Source organism: Colwellia sp. PAMC 21821 (genome assembly GCF_002077175.1).
Taxonomy (GTDB): Bacteria; Pseudomonadota; Gammaproteobacteria; order Enterobacterales; family Alteromonadaceae; genus Cognaticolwellia.
The window spans coordinates 699,298-715,115 of record NZ_CP014943.1; the positions used below are offsets into that span (position 1 = coordinate 699,298).

General features: G+C 40.9%; 16 protein-coding genes and 1 pseudogene. 7 read left to right on the top strand and 10 right to left on the bottom strand.

Going from position 1 to position 15,818, the window contains the following annotated elements; genetic code table 11:
* The first annotated feature begins 7 nt into the window (after positions 1-7).
* From A3Q33_RS02950 to A3Q33_RS02980, 7 genes are all read left to right on the top strand, one after another.
* Entirely contained in the window at positions 8-994 is a 987-nt protein-coding gene (locus tag A3Q33_RS02950) for an ABC transporter permease (protein ID WP_231295833.1), read from the top strand.
* Positions 981-1,874, top strand: a complete 894-nt coding sequence (locus tag A3Q33_RS02955; protein WP_081178647.1) for an ABC transporter permease subunit — start codon at positions 981-983, stop codon at positions 1,872-1,874. The genes A3Q33_RS02950 and A3Q33_RS02955 overlap by 14 nt, the downstream gene beginning before the upstream one ends.
* Positions 1,874-2,866, top strand: coding sequence for a peptide ABC transporter ATP-binding protein (locus A3Q33_RS02960; RefSeq protein WP_081178648.1), 993 nt, complete (start codon positions 1,874-1,876; stop codon positions 2,864-2,866). Before A3Q33_RS02955 ends, A3Q33_RS02960 begins: the two co-directional genes overlap by 1 nt.
* Positions 2,863-3,648, top strand: coding sequence for a peptide ABC transporter ATP-binding protein (locus A3Q33_RS02965; protein WP_081178649.1), 786 nt, complete (start codon positions 2,863-2,865; stop codon positions 3,646-3,648). The genes A3Q33_RS02960 and A3Q33_RS02965 overlap by 4 nt, the downstream gene beginning before the upstream one ends.
* 199 nt (positions 3,649-3,847) lie before the next feature.
* Positions 3,848-4,804, top strand: coding sequence for an AraC family transcriptional regulator (locus A3Q33_RS02970; RefSeq protein WP_081178650.1), 957 nt, complete (start codon positions 3,848-3,850; stop codon positions 4,802-4,804).
* Positions 4,805-5,265: 461 nt separating this feature from the next.
* Positions 5,266-6,036: a class II aldolase/adducin family protein gene (locus A3Q33_RS02975; protein ID WP_081178651.1), complete on the top strand. Its 771-nt coding sequence runs from the start codon at positions 5,266-5,268 to the stop codon at positions 6,034-6,036.
* A 38-nt stretch (positions 6,037-6,074) separates the two neighbouring features.
* A complete protein-coding gene (locus A3Q33_RS02980) occupies positions 6,075-7,013 on the top strand; it encodes a TauD/TfdA dioxygenase family protein (protein ID WP_081178652.1) in 939 nt (312 codons plus the stop codon).
* An 803-nt stretch (positions 7,014-7,816) separates the two neighbouring features.
* Here A3Q33_RS02980 and rpoS read toward each other — a convergent pair.
* The 10 genes and pseudogenes from rpoS to A3Q33_RS03025 all read right to left on the bottom strand — a co-directional run bounded on the left by rpoS (position 7,817) and on the right by A3Q33_RS03025 (position 15,211).
* Entirely contained in the window at positions 7,817-8,671 is an 855-nt protein-coding gene (rpoS, locus tag A3Q33_RS02985) for an RNA polymerase sigma factor RpoS (protein WP_231295834.1), read from the bottom strand.
* Positions 8,672-8,827: 156 nt separating this feature from the next.
* Positions 8,828-9,676, bottom strand: coding sequence for a peptidoglycan DD-metalloendopeptidase family protein (locus tag A3Q33_RS02990; protein ID WP_231295771.1), 849 nt, complete (start codon positions 9,674-9,676; stop codon positions 8,828-8,830).
* A gap of 17 nt (positions 9,677-9,693) precedes the next feature.
* Positions 9,694-10,272 (bottom strand): YqaA family protein, encoded by a 579-nt coding sequence (locus A3Q33_RS02995; RefSeq protein WP_081149158.1) that lies wholly within the window; start codon positions 10,270-10,272, stop codon positions 9,694-9,696.
* Positions 10,273-10,275: 3 nt separating this feature from the next.
* Positions 10,276-10,953: a protein-L-isoaspartate(D-aspartate) O-methyltransferase gene (locus A3Q33_RS03000; RefSeq protein WP_081178654.1), complete on the bottom strand. Its 678-nt coding sequence runs from the start codon at positions 10,951-10,953 to the stop codon at positions 10,276-10,278.
* Positions 10,950-11,702, bottom strand: coding sequence for a 5'/3'-nucleotidase SurE (gene surE / locus A3Q33_RS03005; RefSeq protein WP_081178655.1), 753 nt, complete (start codon positions 11,700-11,702; stop codon positions 10,950-10,952). Before surE ends, A3Q33_RS03000 begins: the two co-directional genes overlap by 4 nt.
* A gap of 2 nt (positions 11,703-11,704) precedes the next feature.
* Positions 11,705-12,949 (bottom strand): tRNA pseudouridine(13) synthase TruD, encoded by a 1,245-nt coding sequence (truD, locus tag A3Q33_RS03010; RefSeq protein ID WP_081182241.1) that lies wholly within the window; start codon positions 12,947-12,949, stop codon positions 11,705-11,707.
* Positions 12,935-13,411 (bottom strand): annotated as a pseudogene (gene ispF / locus A3Q33_RS20720) (2-C-methyl-D-erythritol 2,4-cyclodiphosphate synthase); the annotation flags it as partial. The gene truD and the pseudogene ispF, both read right to left, overlap by 15 nt.
* Complete coding sequence (ispD, locus tag A3Q33_RS03015; protein ID WP_081178656.1) at positions 13,402-14,130, bottom strand: 2-C-methyl-D-erythritol 4-phosphate cytidylyltransferase; 729 nt, start codon at positions 14,128-14,130, stop codon at positions 13,402-13,404. The pseudogene ispF and the gene ispD, both read right to left, overlap by 10 nt.
* Positions 14,130-14,435 (bottom strand): cell division protein FtsB, encoded by a 306-nt coding sequence (ftsB, locus tag A3Q33_RS03020; protein ID WP_081154264.1) that lies wholly within the window; start codon positions 14,433-14,435, stop codon positions 14,130-14,132. Before ftsB ends, ispD begins: the two co-directional genes overlap by 1 nt.
* A gap of 89 nt (positions 14,436-14,524) precedes the next feature.
* A complete protein-coding gene (locus A3Q33_RS03025; RefSeq protein ID WP_081182243.1) occupies positions 14,525-15,211 on the bottom strand; it encodes a hypothetical protein in 687 nt (228 codons plus the stop codon).
* Positions 15,212-15,818: the final 607 nt, after the last annotated feature.

Sequence of the window (15,818 nt, forward strand, 5' to 3'; positions counted from 1 at the left end):
TTTTACAATGCTGTTATTGACAATATTGTCTTTTAGCTTGAGTTTTTTATTTCCCGGTGACCAACTCATCAATCTCACTGGTCAAATTAATGCCTCGCCTGAGCAACTAGCTGTTTTAGCTGAAGAGTATCAACAGCAATCAGGATTAATAAGCCAATATTTCAGTTATCTCAACCATCTATTTCATGGTGAGATGGGTTATTCTATGACCAGTCAATTGCCGATAGCCACTGAAGTACTGAACCGTTTACCTGCAACAATTGAATTGACCTCGGTGGCTTTACTTGTCGCCATGTTTTTTGGCATACCCATAGGTTTTTTTGCCGCTATATATCATCGAAAACTCCCGGATAATTTCATATTGGCCATTGCGATGATTGGCTACTCAATCCCTGTTTTTTGGTTAGGAATACTGGCTATATTGGTGTTTTCTATACAATTAGGCTGGTTACCTTCTGCTGGTCAAATAAGCCTGTTATTTGAAATTCCACATGTTACGGGATTACAATTAATTGATATTTTACTCAGTGACAGTCCCTATAAATGGCAAGCTTTCCAGGATGCTACTCGACACCTTATATTACCGGTAATTGTTGTGGCACTTGCCCCTGCTACCATTTTTATGCGCTTAGCACGCACGGCAATGTTAGAGGTTTTAGACACCCATTATATTAAAGCGGCAAATGCAAAAGGCTTAACTTTCAGCCAAATTATTTATCGACATGCAATGCGTAATGCAGTTATTAAAGTTATCAGAGATGTAGGTTTGCAGTTTGCCAACCTGATTACTATTGCGATGGTAACTGAGGTTATTTTTAGCTGGCCTGGTATTGGGCGCTGGTTAATCGAAAGTATTTATCAACGCGACTATACCGCAATTCAAGGCGGACTTATTGTGCTATCTACCTTTATATTTATTGTACATATAATTATTGATTTTGTTTATGCAGCGCTTAATCCTCTAGCTCGGGAGCCAAGTCATGGCAAGAGATAAAATATACCAAGAAGAAGAGTTTCCAACGCCATTGATGCAATTGTGGCATAACTTCAAGCAACCTCCTGTGGTTTTGATCGGGTTTGGCTGTTTCTTGTTCCTCATTGTTTTAGCGATTTTAGCCAATATTATTGCTCCTTATTCCGCAGTTGAAAATCATTTAGATCACTTGTTACTGCCACCAGCATGGAGTGATGATGGTGATATCAGTTTTTTACTCGGTACAGACAACCTTGGTCGAGACATGTTATCACGCTTAATTGACGGGACTTCTCTGACTTTTGGTTTAAGTATTATTGTCGTTATTGCCTCTTTAGCTATTGGCGTTGTTATCGGCTCATTATCGGCCCTAACTACCGGTATTAAATCGAGTTTTTTAAACCATTTTCTCGACGTTATCTTGTCAATACCTTCCTTACTTTTAGCCATTATTATTGTAGCGATACTCGGTCCAGGCCTAGAAAACACCTTATGGGCTGTTATTATGGTGCTTATTCCACAGTTTGTTCATGTTACGCGAAATGCAGTTAGGGAAGAGTTTGCTAAAGACTATGTGTTAGCGTCACGCCTTGATGGTGCAAGCTCTATTAGAATTTTACGTTATTCTATTTTTCCTAATATTATCGAAAAATTAATCAGCCAAGCCACACTTGCACAATCAGCCGCGATTCTAGACATAGCCGCGCTTGGTTTTTTAGGCTTAGGCGCCCCTATTCCTATGCCTGAATGGGGAGCTATGTTAGCCAACGGTATTGATTTATTTTATATCGCGCCTTGGACCGTCTACTTGCCCGGTTTAGCTATTTTATTTTCGGTTGTCGCGACTAATTTAGTCGGTGAAGGCATGCGCCATGCGCTTAAAGTGCGCAAGGAAAACTAATGAACTTAATTGATATCCGTAATCTTTCTATTGAATTGAAAACAGGGGCAAAACCCATATTTGCCGTTGACCGTGTCAACCTCACCATGAAGGAAGGGGAAGTTCGCGGTTTAGTGGGAGAGTCTGGTTCAGGCAAGTCGTTGCTAGCACAAGCTATTGTTGGCGTACTTGATGAAAAATGGCGAGTTGACGCTGACCGATTTCATTGGCGAGGCAATGATCTGATGCGCTTGTCACCAGCAGAGCGAAAAGCGATTATATCTAAAGACGTGGCGATGATATTCCAAGAGCCAATGGCTTGTTTAGATCCCACCACCACCATAGGTGAGCAATTAGAAGAAGCCGTTGATGTTGAACAGTTAACTGGATTTTTTTGGCAGAAACGACAACAACGAAAACAAGCAGCAGTCAATTTATTACATAAAGTGGGCATCAAACAACACGAAGTCTGTGTAAAAAGCTTTCCACATCAATTAACCGATGCGCTATGTCAACGTGTGATGATTGCTATGGCCCTTGCACGACGCCCTATGTTGCTAATCGCTGATGAACCTACTGCAGCGATGGAAAGTACTAACCAAGGGCAAATATTTCGTCTCTTAGCGAGCTTAAACCAACTTAAAAACATGTCGATATTACTGATCAGCCATGATCTAGAGAATGTTACCCATTGGACGAATACTATTACGGTTATGTACAGTGGCCAATTTGTCGAGGCTGGCACTACAGAGCAAATATTTAACCAACCTTATCATCCATATACGCGTGCGCTTGTCGATAGTAGCCCAAAAGCGAATATAATGATCCCTAATAAATCTCGACTGATGACTTTGCCTGGTAGTATCCCTATTTTGCAACATCTACCCATTGGATGTCGGCTAGGTCCCAGGTGTCCTCGCGCACAAAAAAACTGCGTAGACGCACCTAAAATTAAAAACTACCATGGTCATCAAGTTAGTTGCCACTTTCCACTGAAGGATAGCTACTCGTGAGTAATGTTTTATTACAAGTATCCGAGCTAAGTAAAACCTACAAAGATAAAAACTACTGGTTTAACCGTAAATGCGTTACGGCACTAGAGCCTCTATCTTTTGATATTATGGCGCATAAAACCCTCGCGATAGTTGGCGAAACAGGCTCTGGAAAGTCTACGGTTGCAAAATTATTGGTTGGTGCTGAAATGCCAACTACCGGCCATATTCGTTTAAATGGTCAAACTTTAGAGCCTGGAAATTTCAAACAGCGTTGCCAACATATTCGCATGATTTTCCAAGACTCTGGCACAACATTAAATCCTAGCCTTACGATAGAACAACTATTAGATGAGCCTTTACGACTCAACACTAAGCTAGATGAAGGTGAGCGTCATCAATTGATCCGAGAAACCTTACATAAGGTCGGTTTATTGGCTGACCATATGAGCTTTTATCCCCATATGTTTTCTGGTGGTCAAAAACAACGTATTTCACTGGCGCGAGCAATAATATTAAAACCACAAGTCATTATTTTAGACGAAGCTTTAGCGTCACTCGACCCATCTTTGCGCTCTCAAATGATAAATCTATTACTCGATTTACAGCAACAAATGGGACTGGCATTCATATTAATTTCTCATAACCTTGGAATTGTTAGACATTTCAGTGATGAAATGATGGTGTTAAGTAATGGTAAAGTATTAGAGTTTGGAAAAACTTCAGATATATTGCAAAAGCCTAAACATAAGTACACCAAAAAGCTAATCATGAGCCAACGTTTTCAACTGCATTATCGTTAGTTAAGCTTTTAGTCCGTTTATCAGCATGCAATTTGGCATAATCAACACCTGTTGAATAGCGTCGGTATGTCGTTTATTCTAACTACACTTAAACCTGCTACACTAACCTCAGTGTAAGCTGCTAATTCTAAGGAGTAATGTCATACATACAGATGCACGTTATATCATTTGGCTGCTAGATTTTCTCGCGAGTTTGGGAATGGATACTAAGGCCATTTCCGCCAAAAATGGTATTAATGACATAGCGCTTCAAGGGCATGATGCATTAATTAGCGCGAAACAGCACAAAGGCTTGTTACTTGATGCTCAGTGCAATTATAAAGGCAGTGACTTAGGTTTAATATTAGGCCTTCAGCGCTCAATTGCAACCCATGATCAACTAGCTTATTTAATGATAAGCAGCGCTACACTACGCGAAGCTAGTAACGCAGGATTAAAATACCAAAATTACTCAGGACGGTTTTCAGGCAACTTAGTGGTCACCTCTTTTAGCGAAATTCAAGCAGAAGGTTGCTATCAAATTGATGCCAAAGCAGAGCTTGGCGAACTACGTTTACTTGCGATTGAAGATATTCTAGCGAATATCGTGACCACTGCACGATGGGTGCTTGGTCAAACATTACCCATTACTAAGCTGAGGTGTAATTACCCCGCACCGGCACATATTGAGCGCTATCAATCTATTTTCCAATGTCCCATTGAATTTGACGCACCCGCGACGCAACTATTTTTTAATGCAGATATTTTAGATAAACCCTTGCCTCAGGCAAGCCCGCAAAGTGTTACGCTATATAAAAAGCTCTGCGAAGAAAAAAGCATTACCCACAATCATGGCGATATTGCATGGCGGCTTTCGCAAATTATTGTTGAAGATCCTGCTGCGCCACCTTCCCTACATGACGCGGCTAAGATGCTGCACTTTAGCCCCCGTACATTAAGCCGTAAGTTGCTGGCCCAAGGTTGGCGATATCAACAGCTTATTGACCAAGTCAAAGAAATCCACGCTAGGCGCCATTTAAGCGATCCGACCTTGTCTATTACTCGAATTGGTCAACAACTCGGTTATGCCGATAGCTCTGGCTTTCATCGCGCTTTCAAAAAATGGACAGGGCTATCTCCACGTGCCTTTCGCCAAGCCTTGTTTGAAGTTAAATAACCCTTGAATGTGCTGCCCTTCTAATGGCGATATCAGATAATAAATTGACTAGATAGGACAAGCTTACTGAAGATGTTTTACGTAATATCTTTAGCAGAAGTACTATTTAGTAACCAATAATAGCTTTTTAATGACTCACCCAACAATTGATAGAAACTTTTTGTTTTGTCGTTAAGTGCTTTATTTGAGTTCTACTAATAATACCAAATGTAATAAGTTATTGACCAATTTTAAGCGATGATAAATTGTTCAAGAATAAGGCGTTTGATTGATTAGGGCATGGATGCCCGTAAGTAGAACAATGCAGGAGCAATTGTCGAGTAATAGCGGGCGTGTGTGATTGAAAACAACGCAGTTATTGACGATTTAAACCGCCTTAAAATGATCGATTATTTATTTCAATTGGTATAAGTCACCTTTTATCTTTTTTTCTGTTTTTAATCAACAGGGTAACATTTATCATGAAAAAATATGACGGCGTTAATAAAGCCATGCTAGATCGCTTTGCAACACGACCAGGGCGTAAAGCACTGCTTCCAGAACTTAGCGATAAAGCGCAAGTTGCCCTTATGTGTCGCATGCTCATTCGCGAAGGGTGGGATGAACACATTGCCGGGCATATCACGTATCGCTTGCCAAACGGTAATATCTTGACCAACCCATGGGAACTCGCTTGGGGTGAATTGACCGCTAGCGATATTGTCACCCTAGATCCAAAAGGTAATGTCATTGATGGTGAATGGAACGTAACTCCGGCAATTGGCCTGCATTTGCAGTTACATGCTATGCGCCCCGATGCACACTTGATTATTCATAACCATCCACACTACAGCGGCATTTGGGCCTGCATGCAGAGAGTGCCGCCAGTTTATGATCAGGCCAGTGCTTATTGCGGTGTAGATCTGCCCTTGTATAACGAATACGAAGGTACCTTTGAAGATGACGCAACCAGCGTCTCTGCGGCTGAAGCCTTGGGCGATGCTAAATGGGCGTTATTAGCAAATCATGGTTCATTAGTCGTTGGTAAAGATTTGCGTCAAGCACATCTTCGCGCTATTACCTTAGAGTGGCGAAGCAAGCGTGCTTATCAAGTTGAGTTAGGCGGAGGCGGCACCCCTTTAAGTGATGAAGAAGTTAAAAAAGTATCTATTGCTGATGAAAACGGGTTTCCGTTTATTTGGGAAGCCATGGCGCGCAAAGAATTGCGTCTTGACCCCAACTTAGTGGATTAAACCTCACCATTAATTTAGTTAAAAATAAGGAATAAATTATGACCCTTACCGTTACTCCGCTTGATAGTGTTGGTGTAGAAGTATCAGGTTTTGACATTAATGCCCCTTTGACTGATGCAATAAAAGCTGAGTTAAAGGCTTTATGGTACGAGCATGCAATATTAGTGTTTCGCGATCAGGACGTGGATCCTGAAAAACAAATAGAGTTCAGTCGCATTTTCGGGCCTTTAGAGCTACATCCTCTGAAAGTAACGCAAAACGACGAGTATCCAGAATTATTTGAGCTGAAAAATGGCGGTCCTATGGATAAATTCCAAACCGCATTTTACAAAGATCAGGAAATAGTAGGACGCTTAGACTGGCACATGGATTTACATTACACGGCGCGCCCCAACCATGGCGCACTATTACGTGCTGTAGTGGTGGCTGAAGAAGACGGCCTTACTGGCTTTGGTGACTTAGCGAAAGCTTACGACGCCCTCGATGACGAAACCAAGGCAATACTTGAAAAACTAGAGGTTGTTTATAGTTTTAGCATGCAGCGTAGACACATGCGCTATGTTAATCTAGATGGCTATGAGCCAGGTCCTAATAGCCCAATGAAGCCGACTGACATTGGCTTTCCTGACTTTCCTGATGCTGCTTATCCCGCCGTAGTTACGCACCCTATAAGCGGTCGTAAAGTTCTTGAAGTGGTAGAGCAATTTTTGGACAGAGTAGTGACGCCACAGCAGTTTGGCTTATCAAACGATGAGTCTATTGAGTTATTAGAGCGCCTAATAAAGCACTCTACCCAGCCAGAATTCACCTATTTTCACAAGTGGCGTAAAGGCGACATGGTGCTGTGGGATAACTGGCGCGCAATGCACTGTACGACAGGTACTAAAGTCGGTGTAAACCGTGTTATTAATCGCACGACGATTAAAGGTGATGTGACACTTGGCCGAGTGCTAAAATCTAAGCCCTTATCGGCATAGAGCAGTCATTAGCAAAATAGGTTATCAGGCGCAACTTGATGTGAGCATCAAGTAAATAGACTCGAGCCATCCAAGATTTCTTTTTAGGAAAGTATATTTTGAATGATAATAGTACATAAAATGCTCGAGTCAACTTCTTCAACGCTAACCCAACTAAACCCACTTTAGTAGAGGTTAGAGTACTCAATAACAAGTTCCCATTTGTCGCTTCGTATCTGCATCGATGAGTATTTATGTAAAAACGACTACACCTGCAGTACTGACTTTAGCATAACGAGTGCTGCGGTCTTTAAGTCCCTGAATTGTCATTTTTCCTGTTTGTTATACTAATTTAGTTAATTTAATTAATTAAGTGTTCTACTTTTTCATCTGGAACGATGGATAATACCAAATGTAATAAGTTATTGACCAATTTTAAGCGAGGATAAATTGTTCAAGAATACATGTTTATTGTTCCAGACTAAACATAAGTACCTGCTTCCCTGCAGGCAAGGCGTTTGATTGATTAGGGCATGGATGCCCGTAAGTAGAACAATGCAGGAGCAATTGTCGAGTAATAGCGGGCGTGTGTGATTGAAAACAACGCAGTTATTGACGATTTAAACCGCCTTAAAATGATCGATTATTTATTTCAATTGGTATAATTAGAAGACATAAAATTTAGTCAGCAGTTATTCATTTTAACCATTAACAATGAGCAGCTAATTAATCAGCCGGGTATTATTAGTACTTAACAATAGACCTAAAAAAACCAGCAAACGCTGGTTTTTATTTAAGGGTACTACCTAGTTCAGCTTATAAATTTACACTTGAAATAGCGCTTCAATAGATAAGTTTTGTTGACTTAAAATATCGCGTAAACGTTTCAGCGCTTCCACTTGAATTTGACGCACGCGTTCACGTGTTAAGCCAATTTCAACACCTACATCTTCTAATGTTGCGGCTTCGTAGCCTAGTAAGCCAAAACGTCTTGCTAATACTTCTCGTTGTTTAGAATTAAGCTCATTCAACCAATCTACAATACTATGTTTAATATCGTTTGTTTGTAACTTGGTTTCCGGGCCGCCGCCTTTTTCATCAGGAATAACATCTAATAAAACTTTTTCACCTTCACCGCCAAAGGGCGAATCGACTGAAGCAATACGTTCGTTTAAACGTAGCATTTTACTGACACTTTCTACGGGAACATCAAGTTCTAGGGCAATATCTTCTGCGGTAGGTTCATGGTCAAGCTTTTGCACCAGCTCACGGGCTGTACGTAAGTAAATATTAAGTTCTTTAACAACATGAATAGGTAATCGAATAGTGCGGGTTTGGTTCATAATGGCACGTTCAATTGTTTGACGAATCCACCAAGTTGCGTAAGTAGAGAATCGAAAGCCACGCTCGGGGTCGAATTTTTCAACGGCGCGAATGAGACCTAGGTTACCTTCTTCGATTAAATCTAATAACGGTAAACCACGATTGTTATAACGGCGAGCAATTTTTACGACTAAACGAAGATTACTTTCAATCATACGTTTTCGAGAGCGTTCGTCACCTTTGAGAGCAAGGCGAGAAAAGTAGACTTCTTCTTCTGCGGTTAATAATGGTGAAAATCCGATTTCACTTAAATATATTTGTGTTGCATCTAAACTAGAAGGCGCCTCTTCAGGCATTTCTGCCTTGGTGCTTTTTGGTTTATCCTTAACTGCAACATCAGAACATGCTATTTGTTTTTTTATGCCCATGTTATATCTCCCGCTTTAGCTTCTGCTAAATTTACTGACTAATTATCCACATTGACCTCAATTTATTTTGATAAATTTTTATTATTATTTCGGCAAATACTTCATAGGATTAACTGATTTCCCGCGAAAGCGAACTTCAAAATGAAGCATGACTCTTTCAGCGTCAGTATTTCCCATTCTAGCAATCACTTGACCGGCTTTAACAACTTGCTGCTCTTTGACAAGAATGCGATCGTTGTGAGCATAAGCACTAAGGTAGTCGTCATTATGTTTAACGATAACTAACTGGCCGTAACCCTGTAACGCATCACCGGCATAAACTACTTTGCCGTCTGCAGTTGCTTTTACCGAATCGCCGCGACGCCCCGCAATGTCGATTCCTTTATTTCCTTGCTTTGCGGAGGAAAAGTTACGAATAACTTTCCCTTTCGCAGGCCACTGCCACTCTCTTATTTTTTGTGAAAAAGCAGTGGTTTGTTGTTGAGCTTTGTTGATTGATTTTCGCTCAACCACATTTCCACCATACTCCTGCTTTTTCTTCTGTGCAATAGGTTTTGTTATAACTTTTTGTTTAGACGAGTTAGTACTTTTACGCTTAGTACTATTATCACTAGGCTTACTGGTGTTTTTGGTTAAAAATAATTTTTGTTGCGGAAAAATACTGTATGGCGCTTTGATATTATTGATATCGGCTAAGGTACGTACATCGACATCGGCACGCCATGCGATTGAATACAAAGTTTCACCTTTTTTAACTATATATTCACTTCCCGTAACACTGTTCTTAAGCCTTTGACTCAGCGGAAGTGAGCCTTGAACGTCGACGACAGGAGCAGGTTTACTACGACTAGAACAGCCATTAATAGCGACTATCATGATTAACACTAATAAATGATTAGTGTTAAATAGTTGACCCTGCATCCATTTCGTCATAACTAACAGAACACCCTTTATCGTGTCGCAATATAGGCAATAACAATAGCGCCAACAACAAGCCAACCTAATACATCAACCCACTGCTTAAGTTTTTTCTCCATTGCCGCTCCACCCCAGCGAATAATACCGGCAACCATGAAGAATCGCATGCCACGACCTATGGCTGACGCTAATAAAAATGGCAAAAATGCCATACTTAAAAAGCCAGCACTCACAGTAAATAACTTATAGGGAATTGGAGAGAAGCCAGCAATAAATACCACCCAAACACCCCATTCACTAAACCACAACATGGCTTTATCAAAGCGTGCCTGATATCCAAATTCGGTGATCAGTGGTTGGATCCAAGGTTCGAACATTAGATAACCCAAGCCATAACCTACAATACCGCCCAGCACTGAAGCAATAGTCGTGATTGTCGCGAAACGCCATGCCTTATCGCGTTGCGCCATCACCATAGGCGCGAGTAAAACGTCAGGTGGAATAGGGAAAAAAACCGATTCAGCAAATGTTAATACCGCCAAAATTCTGGGCGCAAACTTATGCTCTGCCCACTTAAGGGTCCATTCATATAATGCAGAAAATATTTTCACAAATTATCCTAAAGCGCCAGGTACCAGTGGAACAAATCGAACAGCTTCAATTTGCTGTTCTTTAAATTCATCACCATGACGGGTAATTAACTTCAACACTTGGCTTTGTTCGCCAACAGGTATGATCAAGCGGCCACCATCAGCAAGCTGTTCGAGTAATGCCGCTGGCACCTCTGTAGGAGCTGCCGTTACAATAATGGCTTGAAATGGCGCTTTACTTTGCCAGCCTTGCCAGCCATCACCGTGTTTCATGGCCACATTATGTAGGTCCATCGTTCTTAACCTACGCTTTGCTTGCCATTGCAACGATTTTATCCGTTCGACTGAGAACACTTTAGGTGTTAACTGCGCCAGAATAGAGGTTTGATAACCTGAGCCCGTGCCTATTTCAAGAATGCTATCAGGCACACCATCAGCCAGCAACAATTCTGACATTTTTGCCACAATATACGGTTGTGAAATGGTTTGTCCTTGACCAATCGGCAATGCCGTATTGTCATAGGCTTTGTGTGCTAAAATTTCGGGCACAAATATATGGCGAGGTGAGCGAGCAATAGCCCTTAATACTTGTTGATTTTTGATGCCTTCAACCAGTAATTTTTGTGCCAGTAATTCCCCACTCCGACTCGACTTTCCGCCGATGTTACTGCCTACTCTGGCATTGATATTACTTTGATTCATAGTGAAAGTTCATTAATCCATTCTGTCATTTTTGCCAAGCTTTTATAAGCGGTCATGTCTATCGTTAATGGGGTAATTGATGCAAAGCCATTGGCTATTGCATGAAAATCAGTACCTACGCCAGCATCAAGCTCTTGTCCTAATGGGCCGTACCAATAAATATCACGTTGCCAAGGATCTTTCACCTTTTTCATGGTTTCTGCTTTGTGGCGATTACCTAAACGCGTGACTTGAATGCCTTTTAATTCATTCAGCGGTACATCAGGTACGTTGATATTAATAATTTGATCGCTGGGCAGCGGATGCAACTTCAAACGCTCAATAAATTTCGCGGTAACAAGAGCAGCCGTTTGAAAATGTTTAGGGTCTGAAGACACTAACGACACGGCTATGGCTGGCATGCCTAAATGGCGACCTTCTGTAGCCGCGGCAACCGTGCCAGAATATATAGTATCGTCGCCTAAATTCGCCCCATGATTTATACCAGCAACCACTAAATCAGGATACGGTTTCATTAACTGTGCAGCCCCTAAGTGAACGGCATCAGTGGGCGTGCCATTAACAGAAATAAAGCCATTTTCTAAGGTATGCGCTCGTAATGGATTTAACAAGGTTAACGAGTTACTTGCGCCACTGCAATTTCTATCTGGGGCAACTACCGTTACGTCAAAGACTTTTGCTAACTCATCAAAAAGTACTTTAATGCCATCAGCATGAACACCATCGTCATTACTCAGTAATATTCTCATGTTCAGCTATTTCGCTCCGCATCGCTTTCTGTTGTATTGATTATCGCTTTAGTGGTATCAGTTGACTGCCTAGTTGCGCCTACATCAACGCGTTCTGTCATGTCTTTATAGTCAAGTAACTCACGCATAATGGTGGTAGCGTAAGCGCCAGCCGGCAAGAAAAATGACAAAGTCACAACATCGTTATCTACTATAATGCCAGCGTCTTTAATAGTTAATCGAATACGACGGCGTTCTTGTTTTAAACCAAACCGGGGTAAGCCCTCGCAAAATGCTTGCTGCCCATTGGCAATACTTCGCTCAAAAGCGTGCGCATCGCCGGTAGTCATTAATTCGCCCGCGCCCCACATTGGCGCAGTTATATCTAGATCATGTCCTGCAAGTCTTGCTGTTAAATGCTCATCAATAACATCCGCTAGAAATACAGACTGCGTACCCGCCAACATCAACACATCACCACTGACTAAATTGTCGAATGTTTGTTGTTCGATACGTTGACTGATCATTTCATTGAAAATTAATGACCGTGCGGCAGATAAATACATACCGCGTTTTTTCTTGTCTTTAACTTTTTGGCCTGAGAACAAACCTAAGGCTTTTTCGATGTTGCCACCATTAATGCCAAAACGTTGTTCACCAAAGTAGTTTGGCACGCCAAAATTACTGATCACGTGCCAACGTCTAACGAGTTCATCAATGTCGGTCACATCACGTAAAGTAATTTCAAAACGATTACCGTCTAAGCCACCTATGCGCAACTTTTTGTTATGACGTTTAGACGATAACACCTCGACACCTTCGATGTTTAAGTCACTTAAGTCATAACTTTGCTTGCCCGGAACATGCACACCAAACCATTGTTCAGTCACAGCAAAGCGATCTTTTAAACCTGCATAGGAAACTAAAGACTCTTTAACAGAAAAGTATTGCGCGAGTTGCTTGGCAACAAAAGCGGTATTAGCACCGGTTTTTCGAATATGAATAAAAAGGTGCTCACCTTCACCACAAGGTTCAAAGGGAATTTTTTCACATACTTTAAAGTCTGAACGGTGACGACGCAACAAACCGGTCGACTTGGGTTTACCATATAAATAAGAGAACTCTGGCAAGGGTGATGGGCTTTGCTCAGGTTTTTTCTCTTGGGCTTTTTCTGTGACTTTCTCTTTTTCTTTTTCTTTTTCTTCTAGTTTGATTGGATTTAGCGGTTCAGCGGTTAATGTTAAGTTGCTGTTATTTTCGGTTTTCATTAATAACACCACGGCATGTACCGACACACCTTCTTTGCGGCCAATGTAACCTAATTTTTCAGTCGTGGTGGCTTTTACATTCACCTGTTCAATATCAGCTTGTAAATCTTCAGCCAAACATTCACGCATAGCTAAAAGGTGCGGCGCTATTTTAGGGGCTTGCGCACAAACAGTAATATCAGCATTACCTAAACAAAAGCCTCGGTCTTGCATTAAGCCAACGACATGGCGTAACAAAATTCGGCTTGAAATATTTTTATATTCACCATCAGTATCGGGGAAATGATTACCAATATCCGCTAAACATAATGCTCCTAAAATTGCGTCACACAGAGCATGTATGGCAACATCACCGTCAGAATGTGCCACAAAACCAAACTCGTAAGGAATAGCAACACCGCCTAAAATTAATGGCCCTGCGCCGCCAAACTGATGAACGTCAAAACCGTGACCTATTCGCATATTGCCTCTGGTGATAAATTATTTTTTTGTTGATTCAGAATAAACTCGGCTAAGCATAAATCTTCTGGCTGAGTAATTTTTATGTTGTCACTACTGCCATTCACCAATCCACTCGGATACCCTAAAGCTTCCATCGCAGATGACTCATCAGTAATGCTTATACCACGGGATAAAGCGGTTGAAATAGCTGTGATTAGTTCTTGTGTTTTAAACATTTGCGGAGTGAGTGCATGCCACATTTGACTGCGTTCTAACGTTGTTTCTACCCGGTGTTCTGTATTTGCTTGTTTCATGGTATCGCGAACAGGAGATGCTAATAAGCCGCCATGATCGTTTTCAATACAATAGGTTATTAGTCGCGTTAAATCCTTGTGCTGAACACAAGGCCTTGCTGCATCATGCACCAACACCCATTGCTCTTTACTCATCTGCAAGCTTTTTAAACCAGCAAGTACAGAATCAACACGCTCTTTACCACCAACAACACAGGTTACATTTTTATTATGGGCTAACGCAGTGCTAGGGTAATATTCATCGTTTTCACCTAAAGCAATAATGACATGGGAAATGGCACAGTGGCTAAGTAAACGCTGAACGGTGTGTTCTAAAATGGTGATATTTTCAATGGTTAAATATTGTTTGGGACAAGTTGCCAGCATACGTTTACCAACACCTGCAGCAGGCACGACGACGGTAAAATGCCCAGTTGTATTGTTCATTATCGCAAGCGTTCCTTTTTGTCGGCATCGTCATCATTAGGAATAACACGGAAAAATGTTTCGCCCTCTTTGATCATGCCTAACTCATGCCGTGCACGTTCTTCAATAGCTTCAGTACCCGATTTTAAATCATCGGTATCGGCATAGAGTAATTTATTACGTTGCTTAAGCTTATTATTATTGGCTAGCTGCCTTGTCACTTCTTCTTCTAAAGCGAGATAATCAGGCACACTATTTTTACCAAACCAAAGTCGGTATTGTAAAAGTACAAGAAAAAGTATTAAAACTGCCGTGATCAGCCGCATAAAGTAACTAAAGTCGTTATTGAAGACGTAAATTGATACGCTATTATAAATGCGTACCGCCTGCTGTAAACACCCAACAAGATTTAAAATCAATTGTCAGGTAAATTTACCCTTGGTTGTTTGAAATTACGCCAATTAATTGTGCAAGATAGCAGCAACTCGCGTAACGATGGCATGATCGGTTGTGACTTTCGGCTGTTTTTCCAGCAATGGCCTGCACATGCTGCTGTCATTATTTTCTTAGTTGGCTTAAGCAAGTTGACACTGTGGCGATTAACTTCAGGTTTAACCTCACTCTTGTCAAACTTAGTCGCGCCATTAGGCGTATCGTTATCTGTTAAATAAAACCAGCCATAAACGTTAGTTCGAAAGCGTTGTTTCTCTCTATCTATTCGATCGATACTATCAAGCACAATATGACTCTTTAATGCTATAGGCACCACTAAGCCATGCACCAATGCTTGGCCTCTATACCAAGCAATAACATTGTCATTATACGCTGACAATTGGCTTATTGATGGCAGCGCACTGACTTGTTTCGCTGACCAACTGGCATTTTGAATATCTAATTCAAGCGGTGTTTGTGCATTAAGTAGCGCAAATGCTGTACGTTTAACATAATGCGGTAAACTTTTAATGCGGCTTTGTAACCCTGCTACCGATGAATATTCATTGCGGGCTAAGGTCATTAACTCTCGTTCATAAAGGGCATTACACAGTTCAGCAAAGTCTGATGACTGCTGCTCCGATTGCCATAATAATGATTGAGTGACCATGAATTTAACAACTGCTTTAATAAATGCCGATAATTTAAGCATACTCGATTGTTGTGTAAAGATAAAATAGCGCTACAACATTCTGTCTACCAATTTTAATCTCATCAGCTTCTTAATCGGTTCTGTGTCCATTATCTAAGCTAGTGGAGCTACGTGAGAGATAATACTAAACTAGCTCATTATCTATTTATGTAAATAGCGATTTCAGTGAAAAAGAATAGATAATTCAACACAATACAACATAATACAATTGATAATAAAATCACGACTGACTTAAACCTGTCTCTTGTATTTAAAGATATTTCCCCTAAAAGTAGACTATTTACATTGGTTAAACTGCTATAAATTGACTTCTCCTGCGGAATTAATCCTCCCTAAATCAGCAAAAATACATTTAAACCAAGTTGATTAATAGTATTACTCATTAATACCATAATAAAATGCCCAATGAGGGTAGCTCACGTGGCATTAATATTTTTAGATAGTGAATCACAATTGTTAAAACATCTAGTCCATGGAGATAGTCGTAACCTCTGCGGTTTTTCCCGTCGCTAAAAAATATGTTTAAATCATTGTTTTTTTATAACTCAAGCGAGCATTCCCAAGT